At 61.2% G+C, this 13,272-nt stretch carries 13 protein-coding genes and 1 tRNA gene; 7 read left to right on the top strand and 7 right to left on the bottom strand.

Features of this window, described 5'->3' with window-relative positions; genetic code table 11:
- Positions 1-195: 195 nt before the first annotated feature.
- The 4 genes from JO015_11595 to JO015_11610 all read left to right on the top strand — a co-directional run bounded on the left by JO015_11595 (position 196) and on the right by JO015_11610 (position 3,051).
- The gene (locus tag JO015_11595; protein MBV9999741.1) at positions 196-1,149 is read left to right on the top strand and encodes a response regulator; all 954 of its coding nucleotides are present in this window, start codon (positions 196-198) and stop codon (positions 1,147-1,149) included.
- Positions 1,150-1,471: 322 nt separating this feature from the next.
- Positions 1,472-2,146, top strand: coding sequence for a hypothetical protein (locus tag JO015_11600; protein MBV9999742.1), 675 nt, complete (start codon positions 1,472-1,474; stop codon positions 2,144-2,146).
- Between the two features lie 107 nt (positions 2,147-2,253).
- Entirely contained in the window at positions 2,254-2,472 is a 219-nt protein-coding gene (locus tag JO015_11605) for a hypothetical protein (protein ID MBV9999743.1), read from the top strand.
- A 72-nt stretch (positions 2,473-2,544) separates the two neighbouring features.
- A complete protein-coding gene (locus tag JO015_11610; protein ID MBV9999744.1) occupies positions 2,545-3,051 on the top strand; it encodes an adenylate cyclase in 507 nt (168 codons plus the stop codon).
- Positions 3,052-3,124: 73 nt separating this feature from the next.
- On the opposite strand, the gene JO015_11615 is transcribed toward JO015_11610, so the two are convergent.
- The 5 genes from JO015_11615 to JO015_11635 form a co-directional block, all read right to left on the bottom strand.
- Complete coding sequence (locus JO015_11615; GenBank protein MBV9999745.1) at positions 3,125-4,057, bottom strand: carbohydrate ABC transporter permease; 933 nt, start codon at positions 4,055-4,057, stop codon at positions 3,125-3,127.
- A 1-nt stretch (position 4,058) separates the two neighbouring features.
- Positions 4,059-4,946 carry a sugar ABC transporter permease gene (locus tag JO015_11620; GenBank protein ID MBV9999746.1) on the bottom strand — a complete coding sequence of 296 codons (888 nt, stop codon included), beginning with the start codon at positions 4,944-4,946 and terminating at the stop codon, positions 4,059-4,061.
- A 79-nt stretch (positions 4,947-5,025) separates the two neighbouring features.
- Positions 5,026-6,318 (bottom strand): ABC transporter substrate-binding protein, encoded by a 1,293-nt coding sequence (locus tag JO015_11625; GenBank protein ID MBV9999747.1) that lies wholly within the window; start codon positions 6,316-6,318, stop codon positions 5,026-5,028.
- Between the two features lie 128 nt (positions 6,319-6,446).
- Entirely contained in the window at positions 6,447-7,775 is a 1,329-nt protein-coding gene (locus tag JO015_11630) for a sigma-54-dependent Fis family transcriptional regulator (GenBank protein MBV9999748.1), read from the bottom strand.
- 175 nt (positions 7,776-7,950) lie between these two features.
- A tRNA-Ala gene (locus tag JO015_11635) sits at positions 7,951-8,023 on the bottom strand.
- 298 nt (positions 8,024-8,321) lie between these two features.
- On the opposite strand from JO015_11635, the gene JO015_11640 reads away from it, so the two are divergent.
- The 3 genes from JO015_11640 to JO015_11650 are packed head-to-tail and all read left to right on the top strand — an operon-like array spanning position 8,322 to position 10,676.
- Positions 8,322-8,858, top strand: a complete 537-nt coding sequence (locus JO015_11640; GenBank protein MBV9999749.1) for a hypothetical protein — start codon at positions 8,322-8,324, stop codon at positions 8,856-8,858.
- Positions 8,859-8,915: 57 nt separating this feature from the next.
- Complete coding sequence (locus JO015_11645; protein ID MBV9999750.1) at positions 8,916-9,806, top strand: NAD(P)-dependent oxidoreductase; 891 nt, start codon at positions 8,916-8,918, stop codon at positions 9,804-9,806.
- A gap of 36 nt (positions 9,807-9,842) precedes the next feature.
- On the top strand, positions 9,843-10,676 hold the full coding sequence (locus JO015_11650; GenBank protein MBV9999751.1) for a lysophospholipase: 834 nt from the start codon (positions 9,843-9,845) through the stop codon (positions 10,674-10,676).
- Between the two features lie 356 nt (positions 10,677-11,032).
- Here JO015_11650 and JO015_11655 read toward each other — a convergent pair whose 3' ends face one another.
- Both JO015_11655 and JO015_11660 read right to left on the bottom strand, forming a co-directional pair.
- A complete protein-coding gene (locus tag JO015_11655) occupies positions 11,033-12,211 on the bottom strand; it encodes a glutathione-dependent formaldehyde dehydrogenase (protein MBV9999752.1) in 1,179 nt (392 codons plus the stop codon).
- 59 nt (positions 12,212-12,270) lie between these two features.
- Positions 12,271-13,002, bottom strand: coding sequence for a DUF2892 domain-containing protein (locus tag JO015_11660; protein ID MBV9999753.1), 732 nt, complete (start codon positions 13,000-13,002; stop codon positions 12,271-12,273).
- Positions 13,003-13,272 lie beyond the last annotated feature (270 nt).

Below are 13,272 nucleotides of genomic sequence, written 5' to 3' on the forward strand. Positions count from 1 at the left end.
CGCCCGCGCCCTTCGGGATTGCCTTTGTACCGGGAGAACGGTTAGATTCAGGGCGGCACGTCAATGCTTGGCGCGAATGAGCCTGCCCCACCCTCGACCTGGCTTTCAAAGGGCGCCGAGCCGCCGAGCCCCCGAGCTCCCCTTCAAAGGGAGACCGGGCATCATTGAAACGCTGAGACTGGACCCTGAGAAGACATGAAAACGGTAATGGTGGTAGACGACGTGCCGGCGAACCTGGAGGTGTTACTCGGCTACCTGACCGGGGCGGGTTACCGGGTGCTGGTTGCCGAGAACGGCAAGCGTTGCCTCGAACAACTCGAACGTGAACTGCCCGATATCATTCTGCTTGACCTGATGATGCCCGGTATTGATGGCATCGAGACCTGCCGGCAGATCAAGCGCCGGCCCGGTTGGGGCGCAATCCCGGTGATCGTTATCACCGCCGCCGACGCACTGGACAAAAAGTTAGAAGCGTTCAGCGCGGGTGCAGTCGACTTTCTGGGCAAACCCATTCAGCCGGAAGAGGTGCAGGCGCGGGTGCAGGCGCACCTCCGGATTCGCGAGCTGCAGAGCGAACTGGAACGCAAAAACCAGGAACTGCAGGAAGAAATCGAATTGCGGTTGGATGCTGAACGGGAGCTGGAAAGCTCGTTGGCCGAAGCGTTGGTGATTGCTGACCTTGCAGGGAACATCGTTTTCGCCACGCGCCAGGCCAAAATCTATTTGAGCACTTACCTGCCCAAAGAGGAAGGTGCGGACAGCAGTGTATTGCCGGCCGTGATCCGTGACTGGCTGAAACAAGGTGCCGGGCGCGCTCCTTTGGCCGTCCGGCATCCGAAAAAGGGCACCATCCAGGTTGATTCTTTCGGCTCGCCCACGCATCGCAATGCGGTTTTTCTACGGATTGAGCGCCAAAACGGCACCTTCGGACCCGAGGCGCTCCTGAGCCTTGGTCTGACGGCGCGGGAAGCTGAGGTGCTTTACTGGATTGCGGAAGGCAAAACCAACCCCGAAATTGCCATCATTCTCGGCGCGTCGTTAAACACGGTCAAAAAGCACGCAAACAACTTGTTTGCGAAGTTAGGCGTGGAGACTCGTACGGGTGCTGCGCGCCTGGCGCTGGGGGCGTTAGGCGAGGCCGCCGGTTAGAATGCCGCGAATGCGACAAGCCGAAAAATGCCACAAACGACTGATTTGGCGCATTCCTTCCTGAGCTCACACGGATGCGGGATCAAAGAATGCTGCCGGCCGGCTGCGGCATTCTCTCCCGTCTCCTGATCCCGTTGTTTTTAGCATTGGCCTGACGCCGCGAGCTGAAGCGCGCTTGGAAGGCCCCGAATCGAAGTCAGTCATTCGCGGCATTTTTTTCGGTTCTGCTCCCATCGGGTAATTACCTCCGCCTGCCGGTAAACTTAGAAGAGCCTCCGGTGCTGATTTCGGCGCTGGCCTAAACATGCGCATGGAGACCTCGATGAACGCTCGATTTAAACCGCGCCTTTTTCAGGATCGCTGGCTTCGACGCCAATTCTTCCGGGAATGGGCTAAAGGGCTGGGAACGAAATTCGGTTTGTGCGGCCTGTTCAGCGGGGGATTGATCGTCTGTGTCGAGGTGTGGTCGTTGCACCGATTGGATCACAGCACCCGTTTGTTTGCGGAATTATCCGTGCTGGCCGCCGTCATCTTCATCCTCGGAGACGCGTATGCATGCCAGCGACGCTGGTATTTTCCCGTGCTGCGGCGGACAGCTCGCCGATGCCTGGAGCGCATGCGCGCGCTCTCGGTAAGCAGTCCGATTATCGAACGTTTTGTCCATGACGTGTCGTTCTCGCCGAGAATGGAATACCGGTACCGGTCCGGAATGGCCCGATCCTTACGCGAAACGGTCGAAGCGCTCGATCGGCTTTGTTGCACGGCGGAGCGTTACGGCTGTATCGGTAAACACGTATTTGCGGCCAACGAAGAACCGATTGTGCGGTCTTTGCGCCTTCTGGCGACTCTTCCGGCGGAGGTCGGGGATGAAGTCGCGCTTCGGCCGGTGCTGGCGTGGCTGCAAACCGTGCCGGAATACGACCCTGAAGGCTGGTCGCTTTCGCCGGAGGTCGCGCGCGAACAGGTGCGTTCGTCGGGTGAAGACCGGATCGATTAACTGGTCCGCTTCACCTTGCCCCAGGGCGCGATGGGCGTCCGGCGCAAATCAGCGCAGCCCGGCCAAGTTTCCGTTTTCCTGAGTCTTTCGAGCGTATAAACTCGGGGATGAGGCCGCTCCTTACCTTTCTCCTTGGAATCATCGTCGGAGGCGCGACGGTGCTGTGCCTGCCGGCGGCGCGCCGGGATGAACTCAATCGCGAATTCCGCCAGCAGGTAGATGCGCTCCAGATCGAGATGAAAAATCTGACCCGGCAGCTGAAGTCGATGGACCTCCCGAATCTGGGCGGGCACAACGGGAGCCCTTCGCCCACACCGGCCAAGTGAAGGTGGAGCCGCTGGGCCGGCCCGGCCGGTTGCACCCGGCCGGAAGCGCTTCGATGTGCGACCGCTGAAACAATGCCGCCATCTTATCGTGAGATTGAACGCAAATTTCTCGTTCGACAACCGCCGGACACGGCCGGTGTTGAATTCAAGTTGATTGAGCAGGGATACCTGGTGATTTCCAGTGAAACCGGCAGGCCGATCGAAATCCGCTTGCGACGCGTCAACCGGCGCAAAACCGAACTTACCGTTAAAAGCAAGCCGGCCGGGCAGAGCCGGATAGAAGTCGAGATTCCGGTCGACGAAGGACAATTTGACGCCTTATGGCCGCTCACGGCCGGCCGGCGCATCGTAAAACGCCGCTACCCGATCCCGCTTTCCGAAGGGTTGCTGGCAGAATACGACAATTACGAAGAGAAACTTACCGGTTTGAAAGTCGTCGAAGTCGAGTTTCCCGATGAGGAGCAGGCGCGTCGTTTCAACCCGCCGCCATGGTTCGGACGGGAAGTCAGCGGCGATCCGGCGTATTCAAATGCGGAACTGGCGACGGCACCGCATGGTCTCCCGCCAGACCATGCCTGAATTCATATCACGCGGACCCGGCCCTCGGGACAGGAAGGAACTCCACCCCGAGGGCGGCGCGCCGCGCGGTTCGTCAGCCTTTGACGGCGCCGGCAGTGAGGCCTTCCACGATGCGGTACTGGAAGATCAGCACGAGCACCACCAAGGGCACCGTCACTACCATCGAGGCCGCCATGATCGAGCCCCACGGCTGCTCAAAAGCGCTCGATCCGCTGAACTGCGAAATGGCCACCTGCACCGTCTTCATGTTGTCGGTGACCGTGAAGGTCAGTGCGAACAAAAACTCATTCCACGCCCCGATAAAGGCCAGCAACCCCGTCGACACCAGCCCCGGCGTTGTCAAGGGCAGCAGGATCTTCCAGAAGACCGTCAGCGGAGTGGCCCCGTCCACGTAGGCTGCTTCCTCCAACTCCCGCGGAAGGCTGCGAAAGTACTGCGTCATCACCCAGATGGTGAAGGGCAAGGTGAAGATCAGGTAAGTCAGCACCAGCCCCTGGCGGGTGTTGAACAAGTCGAGCGTCTTGAGCATCACGAACAGGCCCGACAACACCGAGATCTGCGGGAACATCGTCATGGTCAGCACCAGGTAGAGCACCGGGGCTTTGAACCGGAAGGGCAACCGGCCGAGCGCGTAGGCGCACAAGCTGCCCAGCGCCAGGGCGATCAGCACGGTGGACCCTGAGATGATGATCGAATTCAACAGGCTGGCCATGAAGCGCGGGTCTTTGAAGACCTCCTCATAACTGTGCAGCGTTAACTGCTGCGGGATCAGCCGCGTGGAGAACAGTTCGCTGGTGGGCCGAAACGACGAGAGCAAGGCCCAGAAGAACGGGAAAAGGTTGAATACCAGGATGGCGGCCACCAACAGGTAGAACAACGCCCGCAACAGCAGGGCTTGCCCGCTGAGACGTTCTTTCGGCGGGACTCCGGCAACGGCCGGGGAAGCGCCGGAGCCGGGTACGGGGACGGCCCGCGCAGTGGCAGGGGGGGTGGTGGGCTGGCTCATGTTATTCGAAGCTGGTGCGGCTGAAACGGGTGTAAATGACCACGAAGGCCATGATGAACAGCAGGATGACCACTGAGGCCGCCGAGCCGATCCCGGCGTCCAGAAACTGAATGAGGTACTGTTGGTTGTAGATGGCCATGGTTTGCAGGTCGCCTTGGCCTCCGACCATCACGTAGAAAATATCAAAGACGCGCAAGGCGTCCAGGGTGCGGAAGATCAGCGCCACCAGCAACGTCGGGGTCACCAGCGGCAGGGTGATGGTCCAGAACTGGCGCACCTTGGTGGCCCCATCGATGGCGGCCGCCTCGTACAGGTCGCCCGGGATCAACTGCAACCCGGCCAGCAGCAACAGCGACATGAAGGGCGTGGTTTTCCAGACGTCCACCGCGATGATGACCGGCAGGGCCGTGCTGGCGTTGGCCAGCCAGGCCAGCTTGTGGGGAATGAGATGCAGGTCGGCCAGCAGGATGTTGGCTACCCCGTAGATATCGTTGAACATCCAGCGCCAGATCTGCGAGGAAACCACCGTCGGGATGGCCCAGGGCACCAGGATGGCGACCCGCAGCAGGGTGCGCCCCTTGAACTTCGAACTGGCCACCATGGCGATGGCCAGCCCCAGCACCGTTTCCAAAATGACCGAAAAGAAGCTGAAGAGCAACGTCACCTGCACCGCCCCCCAGAAGGCCGGGTCGGTGAAGATGAAAGCGTAGTTGCTCAGCCCGATGAAGCTCGGAGGGGTGACCCCGTCGAGCTTGTACTTCAAAAACGAGTAGACGATGACCTGGATCAGCGGGTAGCCGATGACCAGCACCACCACCAGCACCGCCGGCATGATCAAAAACCACGCCAGCCGGCGCTGGCGCATTTGCAGGTCGATTTCTCGAGCCATGGCGCGCTTCTTCTCTCTCTCTCGCTCGTTGGTTGGTTGGTTGCTTGCTTGCTCTCGTCGTCGGCCGAGCTCCCTGCGCCTAGCGCACGATGCGCTTGCAGGTCCGTTCGATCTGGACGACGGCGTTCTGGCCCGATTCACCCCCGGCCAGCACCTTGTTGGTGTTCTGGTAAAGGGCCGTGGAGACCTGGTTGTAGTCGGCTCCCGTGGCCGTCGAGGGCCGGGCCACCGCGTTGTTGAACACCTCCTGCATGTTCTTAAACCAGCCGTTCTTGGCCAGCACGTCGGGGTCGTTGTACAATGCCGGGATGGTCGGCAGCTGGCTCAGATCGATCGCCCGCTTTTTCTGAATCTCCGGCGAGCACAGGAAGCGCACCATGTCGGCCGCCGCGTCGGGCACCTTCGAGTACGCCGACACCATCACCTGCCAGCCGCCCAGGCAGGCCGCGTTCTTGCCGTCCGCACCGCCCTTAGGCAAAACCGTGACGTCAAACTTGCCGGAGATGGGGCTCTTGGGATCCTGGCCCAAGGCATAGGCGTACGGCCAGTTGCGCATGAAGGCCGCGTTGCCGGCCTGCCACAGGTTGCGCGCCTCTTCTTCGGAGTAGGTCGTCACGCCCTGAGGGGAGATGGTGCCCACCCAGCTGCGGGCCGTGTCGAGCGCCTTGGCGGCGTTGGGGTTGTTGATTGTGACCTTCTTGTCTTCGGACACGACCGTGCCGCCCCCGAAGCTGTAGATCCACTCGACGGCGTTGCAGGTGACGCTCTCGCTGGCTTTGCCTTCAAAGACAAACCCCTGAAAATCGCCGTGCCCGGCCCCCCGCTCGCCGTCCTGAATCTTTTTGGCCATCTGGGCCAGCTCTTCCCAGGTCTTGGGCGGGCCGGAGAGGCCGTACTTTTGCAACAGGTCGGTGCGATAGTAGAGAATACCGGCGTCGGTGAACATGGGCAGGGAGACCAGCTTGCCATTCACAGTGTTGTTCTGGACGATGCGCGGGAAATGCTGCTTGAGCTCGTCTTCCTTGACGTACTTGTGCAGGTCGACCGCGTGAGGGGCGGCGATGCCCTGCCAGATGACGTCGACCATGTAGGCGTCGACGTCGGCGCTGCGGGCAGCCCAATATTGCTGGAACTGCTGCAAGGTGGCCGACGCATCGTTGGGCCGGCTGATGTATTGGACGGTGTTGCCGGTGCGTTTGGCCCAGTCTTCCACTACGGCCCGCGTCCAGCGGCCGCCCTCGCCGACGTCGGAATCACCCGCAAACCGGACGGTGACGCCCGCCTTTAAGGAGCCGGAGGTGAGCAGCCCAAGCCAAACCAGGCAAGTGGACCATTTCAGATTACGCCTGACCAATCGATGTAGTGATCTCATGAGTGAGAGGGGGAAAGGGGGATGAGCTAAGCAGCAGTCTGCTTACGCTAACTAATCGTTGCGCTCACAAGGTGTCAAGCTTTGCACAGCTTTATGCAGAAAAGGGACGGCGTCCCGGTAAATGGCGTCTATAACCGCTTCTTTCTGCGGTAAAGCGTCGCCGGATCGATCCCGAGAATACCGGCCGCTTCATCGATGGTACGGCAGTGGGCGAGCACCTGGCGAATGTGCTCGTTCTCAATCGCTTCCAGAGACACGCGAGCGCCCAACCTCACCGCCGGTTGTTGTTCATCGTGTCCGGGCCGGATCGCAAGGTCATCGGCTTCAATCAGAGGGCCGTTGCCCAGGATCACGGCACGTTCGATCACGTTGCGCAGTTCGCGCAGATTTCCCGGCCACGCGTAGTTCTGCATTCGCGCCAGCGCACCGCTCGAAAAGCCGTCAAACCGTTTAGCGGCTTGCTTGGCGAAGAAGGCTAAATGTTTGCCGGCCAGGCGCAGGAGATCAGCATCGCGCTCCCGCAGGGGCGGCAGGCTGATGGTGATGACGTTCAGGCGGTAATAAAGGTCCTCACGGAAATGGCCTGCAGCCACCGCACTGACCAGGTCGCGGTTAGTGGCGGCGATAACCCGTACATCCGCCTTCCGGGGATTCGGGTCGCCGACGCGTTCATACTCTCGTTCCTGCAAAAGGCGTAACAGCTTGGCTTGAATCTCAAGCGGCAAGTCTCCGATTTCGTCCAGAAATAACGTCCCGCCGTGGGCTGCCACCACCTTACCCGCGGTGTCGTGGTGCGCACCGGTAAAGGAACCTTTGACGTGCCCGAAAAGTTCGCTCTCCAGCAGTTCCCGGGACAGGCTGGGACAGCTAACCGTAACGAACGCGCGCTCAAAACGGCCGCTGCGTTCATGCATCGCACGGGCAAGCACGCTTTTGCCGGTGCCGCTTTCGCCCAGCAATAGAACGGTGGCCTCGCTGCCGGCGGCTTTCCAGGCGACCTCGAGCGTCTTCTGCATGCCCGCAGTCTCCGAGTCCAGATCGATCTCAGGCGCTTCGGATTGCAGCCGTGCTTCGAGTTCCAGCACCCGGTTTTCCAGCCGTTGCGTGCGCATGATCCGGTCCAGGAGCCGGCGAATCTGATCCGGGGTACACGGTTTGGGCAGGTAATCAAACGCTCCTTGGCGAATCGCTTCAACCGCGGTCTCGATCGAGGCATAAGCCGTAATGATCACCACCGCCGCCTCCGGCGCCAGGCGACGGATCTCGTCCAGAAACTCGAGCCCGTTTTCCCGTCCGAGCTTGAGGTCGAGAAAGATGACCGCAAAGGCCCCCTGACGCAGCGCGTCGAGCGCTTCCTTCCCGCTCGAGACCGCCACAACCGCATGGTCCATCGACTCCAGCGCGAGCACCATCGCCCGCCGGATATTCTTTTCGTCATCTACCACCAAGACCCGCATGACCACGGCTATTTTGAGGTGGCGGGTGGCGGGTGTCGAGTGTCGAGTGGCGGGTGGCGGGTGGCGGGTCACACGGCGACCACGGCAAAGAAAGTTCGGGGTTCGGCGCGGCACTGCACGCCGGCGTTTTCAGGTCCGGAAAGAGCGCCCTGCGGCTTTGAAGGACATAAGTAAATGGAGCCTAGGGGATTCGAACCCCTGACCTCCTCAATGCCATTGAGGCGCTCTACCAACTGAGCTAAGACCCCGTCCGCTTGAAAGGGAGCAAAACCATAACGCGGTCGCATCGAAAGAAAAGAGAAAAGTTTCACGGCCGCCCGGATCGCGCCGCCTACCAACACCTCAGCGTTTCAGCCGCAAGTACCGGGCGGGCACCGGATTTCCTGGTGTCGGCGGGTATCGGCTCAGGGCTTCGGAAAGCTAACCTTCCCGCCGTGGTCGCCGTGTTCCGCCGTGTGATGTTAAAGCATTGCATACAAAGGCTATTGCCTCTCTAGTCTAGGTTTCAATGCCGGCAACTTTGGATTAGTTCAATTTTCTTTTCTCATGTTTGAACCGCTCGAAATTCCGGATCCGTTTCACCCCGCCTTCGCATACTACCCGATCGTCCTGACGCTGCTGGGCACGCTCCTGGCCTTCGGGGCGTTGCTGACCCGGCGCGCAGGTTTTCCGTTCTGGACGTTTCTCATTCTGCTGCTCGCCACGGCGGCTGCGCAGTTCGCCCTGGTTACGGGCGGGCAGGAGCACCTGGGCCAGTTGCCGCCGATGATTGCTCCGTTGATTCAGCAGCACATCGAATGGAGTCAGCGCGCCCGTAACTTCGGCCTGATCACTACGTGCGTGGCCCTGCTCAGCCTGATGGTGGCCCGCGTGCCGCGCGTCCGCCGCCTGGTGGCTTTGGCGACCTTCGCGCTCGGGCTATTCACGTCCTACTCCGGGTTGAGAGCGGCCGAGCAGGGCCGAAAACTGGTGTTTAACTACGCCGTCGGCGTCAGCACGCCGGCACCGGCCACCCGCAGTTCGCCGCCTTTACCCTGGGCCAGCGTCACGCCGACGGCCTCCCCGGCCGCTACTCGGCGTTAATCGCCGGGTTGACATCTTTCATCGACGTTGTGCGCGGAGCGGTGTAACTGAAAAATCATGAGTTTACCCGCAATTGGATTTGTTGGCGTCGGACGCATGGGCGCAAATATGGCGCGGCGCTTGCGAGATGTGGGCTATCCGATCGTCGCAGTGCACGATGCGCAACGGGAAACGGCAGAGAGCGTTGCATCGGAGCTTGAGGCCGGGGCGGCCGAACGCGTTTCTGAGGTCAGCCGGTTGGCCGAGGTCATTTTCACCGTTGTGACCGATGACGCTGCGATGCGTTCGATCTACTTTGGACCGGACAATCTGTTTGAGCATGCGCGCGGCAAATTTTTCGTGAACTGCGCAACGATCAGTCCGGCCGTCCACATTGAAGTCGAACAGGCCGGCGCGGAACGCGGCGCTCACGTCCTGGAAGCCCCCATGGCTTCCAGCATTCCACAGGCACGTGAAGGCAAGCTGTACATGATGCTGGCCGGCGACCAGACGGCTTACCGGTGGGTGGAACCGATCCTTGAACAGCTGACCTGCGCCCGCCATTTCATCGGTAAACCGGGCAGTGCGGCCGCGCTGAAGGCATTGGTTAACATGGTCATGAACATCAACACCGCCGGCCTGGCGGAGGGGTTGGGTCTGGCCGAAGCGCTCGGGTTGGACCTGGCGCTCGTGAACGACGTGTTTTCGCAAACGGGCGCCAATTCCCGCGTCCTTGAGACCGACGGCCAGGACATGATCGACCGGGAGCACTCCGTTTTTTTCTCGGCGGCGCACGCCGCGAAAGACAGCGGGATTGCGCTCAGCCTGGCCCAGCAGCACGGCCTGCAACTGCCGCTGTTGGACGCTTCCAAACGGCAGTTTGACCGGATGGTGCAAATCGGCTTGGGCGGCATCGACAAATCCGGGATTTCGGAGCTCACGTTTCTATCCCGCCGGGCCAAGGACTGAAAGGGCGGGCTGTCCAGACGCGGCGCGGGCCGTTTCATGATCTCCGATTGCGAGACCGGCGAAATCAAGGGAAGCGGGTCAGCCGCTCTCTTTTTCCGGCGCTGGAAGGCGGCTGCCCCCGTAGGGCAGGTCCTCGTGATTCATGGCCTGGGTGAAAGCACGGGCCGCTATCTCCACGTCGGACGATGCTTCCAGCAGGCCGGTTTTAACGTTTTTGCCGTAGACCTGCGCGGGCACGGGCGCAGCAGCGGGCAACGGGGCGCCTTTGCCCGTTATGAGGACCTGGCCAGCGACGTCGAGACTGCCCTGGCCGGCCTTGAGGTCAAAGCGACCATCATCTTCGCCCACAGTTTCGGCGCCCAACTAGCGTTCTGGACGCTTGCCCGCAGCCCATATCGTCCCTTAGGCCTGATTGCGAGTGCTCCCTGGCTGGAGCTTACCTCTCCACCCGGGCCCTCGCTGCGACGCTTTGCCCAGGTGATGCGCCGGTGCTGGCCGGCCTGCCCATTTCCGACCGGGATCACCGGCGACAAGGTCTCATCGGACCCGGCTTTTATCGACGCACTCGACGATAAGCACCTGCTCATCCCGTTCATCCGCGTCCATACCTATTTCGAAGCCGAGCGCGCCGCCGGTGACCTGTTACGGCACCCATTCTGCCCGGTACCCGTCCTGGTCGCTCACGGTACGGCTGACCCGGTAACGTCGCCGGCGGTGACCCGGGAGTTCTTTAACCGGCTGGAGGCGCCCGCCAAGACCTTGAAACTGTACCCGGACCTGCGTCACGAGCTCCACAACGAGCGCGCGCGGGAAACCGTCTTGCGCGACTACGTGGCCTGGATGCGGGAGTTGGTGTCGAGCGGGGGCTGAATGCCATCACACGGCGGTCACAGCGGGTTTGGCGGGCACGGCGTAAGAGTTCACACGGCGAACACGGCGAGTCACGGCGACCACGGCGGGAAGAGGAAGAGGAAGAAGGGGAAAGGGTTCGGGGTTCGGGGTTCGGAGCGGCAGCATGGGGGGTGGGTGCGAGTGTCAACCTTTGAGTTGCCGCCGGGTCCTCTCGATCTGTGTCAATCTGTGTAATCTGTGGATGTTTTCTCGTTTTCTGCGTTCTTCTGCGTGGTCTGCGGATGATTCTGTCTTCCTACCATGCTCCGCCGGACGATTGGAGCCGGTGATACGACGTCTCCGAACCCCGAACCCCGAACGCCAAAACCCGAACTCTACCGGCCGTGTGGCTCAAAGAGCACCCGGATGCAGCCGCCCTGTTTACGCTTAAAAATGTTGAATGCCTTATCGGCTTCATGCAGTCCCAGGCGGTGGGTAATGACGACGGCGGGGTTGACCTCGCCTCGTTCGATGAACTGCAGCAAACGGTCCAGGTAACGCTGGGCATGCATCTGACCGGTGCGCAGCTGCAGACCTTTGTTCATCAACGCGCCCAACGGGATCTTATCGGCCAAGCCGCCGTAAACGCCGATAATCGAGACCGTGCCCCCCTTTCGGCAGGCAAGGATGGCTTCACGCACCACGTGCGGCCGTTCAGTCTCCAGGCGCAACGTCTGTTTCAGGCGGTCGTAAGCGCCTTCCAGCCCCGGATGGTGCGCTTCCATGCCGACTGCGTCGATGCAGGCATCCGGACCGCGGCCGCCGGTCAGTTCACGCAAGGCGTCCCGGACGTGCACTTTGGTGTAATCGAGGGTTTGGGCGCCGAAATGGCGGGCCGCCATGGTTAACCGCTCAGCGTAACGGTCGATGGCGATGACCCGCTCGGCGCCGAGCAGGTAAGCGCTTTTGATCGCAAAGAGGCCGACCGCACCTGCACCCCAGACCGCCACCACGTCGCCCCCTTTAATGTCACAGAGGTCGGCCGCCATAAAGCCGGTGGGAAACGCGTCAGACACAAAAAGTGCCTGCTCGTTGGTGATACCGTCCGGGACCTTGCGGGAACCGAGGTCGGCAAATGGCACCCGGATGTATTCGGCATGGCTGCCGGCATAGCCGCCGACCAGGTGCGAGTAGCCAAAAATTCCGCAGGGCGAGTATCCCCACAATTTCTCGGCCAGGTGCGCATTCGGGTTCGTGTTATCGCAAAGCGACCAGAGATCACGTTTGCAGTAATAACATGCGCCGCAGCCGATCACGGATCCGACCACGACCCGGTCACCCGGTTTGAGCCGGGTGACCGCGGGCCCGGTCTCGACGATTTCCCCCATGAATTCGTGGCCGATAATGTCCCCCTTTTCCATGAAGGGAATGAAGCCATCGTAAAGATGCAGGTCCGACCCGCAGATGGTCGTCGCGAGCACCTTCACGATGGCGTCGTGCGGGTTCAGGATTTTCGGGTCAGGAGCATTCTCCAGCCCCACTTTATTAATGCCTTGCCAGCAGATTGCTTTCATCACTCCACCTGAGGGTAACGCTTCGGGAACGGCGCCGGATGACCGATCAAATGCTCAGATCACCAATTGGGTGACAGGATTTTACCCAGCGGCGAGGGGCGCCCGGCGGCCTGCCCGTCAACCGAGCAAATTTCGCCCGCTTCGATCTGCTGCTTCAGTTGGTGCAACCCCCGGCTTACCCCGGAGCGCCAGCCTTGCGCCGCGACGTGATCGGCGATGACGCCGGCCGGGGAGGCGGCCCCTTCCTGTTGAATTTGGATTTCCACCTCGGTTCCCCGATTGCCCGGAGCCGGTTGCAGGATGAGTTGCCCGCTGTGCCCCGGTCTGCCCTCGGCGGATGCCCGCCAGGCAACGAATTCATTCTCGCGGTCAGCGGTAAGCGAGATGTGCCAGGCCACGTCCTGGTTCCGCGTCTGAGCGTGCACCTGGTACTCCGATTCGTTCACCGGCCTGAGATCGTGGATTATGCCGGCAAGGAGCGGCAGGTGATCAGGTTGTTTGAGGTAGGCGTAAATCTCAGCCGGCGAACGCTCGATCGTGACGACGGCACAGGTCGTTGCCGATGCACTGCGGTCTGCCGTGTTGATGCCCAGGACGTTGTAGAGGCTGCAATGGCCACGGATGCCGCGGTAGGCAAGGGCCAGACCTGTCCCCAATAACCCGTACCGCACCCATGACGTGCGCGTCGCGCCGTAAACGGCCAGGGCTCCCCCGGCCACGCCACAGACCCACCGCTCGGTGGTCCCGACATTCGGAGTTGCGCCTGATGAAGCTGGAAAATCCGCGTGCATGCGACGAGATCGCATCACACGGCGGCCACGGCGGTGTGGTCACACGGCGGGCACAGCGGGTTTGGCGGGCGCAACGTAAGAGTTCACACGGCGAACACGGCGGGCCACGGCGACCACGGAGGAAAGATTAAATCATCCGCAGAACACGCAGAAGAACGCAGAAAAGAGAAAACATCCACAGATTACACAGATTGACGCAGATTAAGAGGACCTGGCGGCAACCCTAAGCTTCTCGCATCTACCCCCAGGATGCAGCTCCGAACTCCGAAC

The organism is Verrucomicrobiota bacterium (assembly GCA_019247695.1).
In the GTDB taxonomy this organism is placed as follows: Bacteria; Verrucomicrobiota; Verrucomicrobiia; order Chthoniobacterales; family JAFAMB01; genus JAFBAP01.

Coding starts and splice junctions, on each gene's coding strand:
- JO015_11595 (MBV9999741.1), top strand. CDS start 196: ATGAAAACGGTAATGGTGGTAGACGACGTGCCGGCGAACCTGGAGGTG.
- JO015_11600 (MBV9999742.1), top strand. CDS start 1,472: ATGAACGCTCGATTTAAACCGCGCCTTTTTCAGGATCGCTGGCTTCGA.
- JO015_11605 (MBV9999743.1), top strand. CDS start 2,254: ATGAGGCCGCTCCTTACCTTTCTCCTTGGAATCATCGTCGGAGGCGCG.
- JO015_11610 (MBV9999744.1), top strand. CDS start 2,545: ATGCCGCCATCTTATCGTGAGATTGAACGCAAATTTCTCGTTCGACAA.
- JO015_11615 (MBV9999745.1), bottom strand. CDS start 4,057: ATGAGCCAGCCCACCACCCCCCCTGCCACTGCGCGGGCCGTCCCCGTA.
- JO015_11620 (MBV9999746.1), bottom strand. CDS start 4,946: ATGGCTCGAGAAATCGACCTGCAAATGCGCCAGCGCCGGCTGGCGTGG.
- JO015_11625 (MBV9999747.1), bottom strand. CDS start 6,318: ATGAGATCACTACATCGATTGGTCAGGCGTAATCTGAAATGGTCCACT.
- JO015_11630 (MBV9999748.1), bottom strand. CDS start 7,775: ATGCGGGTCTTGGTGGTAGATGACGAAAAGAATATCCGGCGGGCGATG.
- JO015_11640 (MBV9999749.1), top strand. CDS start 8,322: ATGTTTGAACCGCTCGAAATTCCGGATCCGTTTCACCCCGCCTTCGCA.
- JO015_11645 (MBV9999750.1), top strand. CDS start 8,916: ATGAGTTTACCCGCAATTGGATTTGTTGGCGTCGGACGCATGGGCGCA.
- JO015_11650 (MBV9999751.1), top strand. CDS start 9,843: ATGATCTCCGATTGCGAGACCGGCGAAATCAAGGGAAGCGGGTCAGCC.
- JO015_11655 (MBV9999752.1), bottom strand. CDS start 12,211: ATGAAAGCAATCTGCTGGCAAGGCATTAATAAAGTGGGGCTGGAGAAT.
- JO015_11660 (MBV9999753.1), bottom strand. CDS start 13,002: ATGCACGCGGATTTTCCAGCTTCATCAGGCGCAACTCCGAATGTCGGG.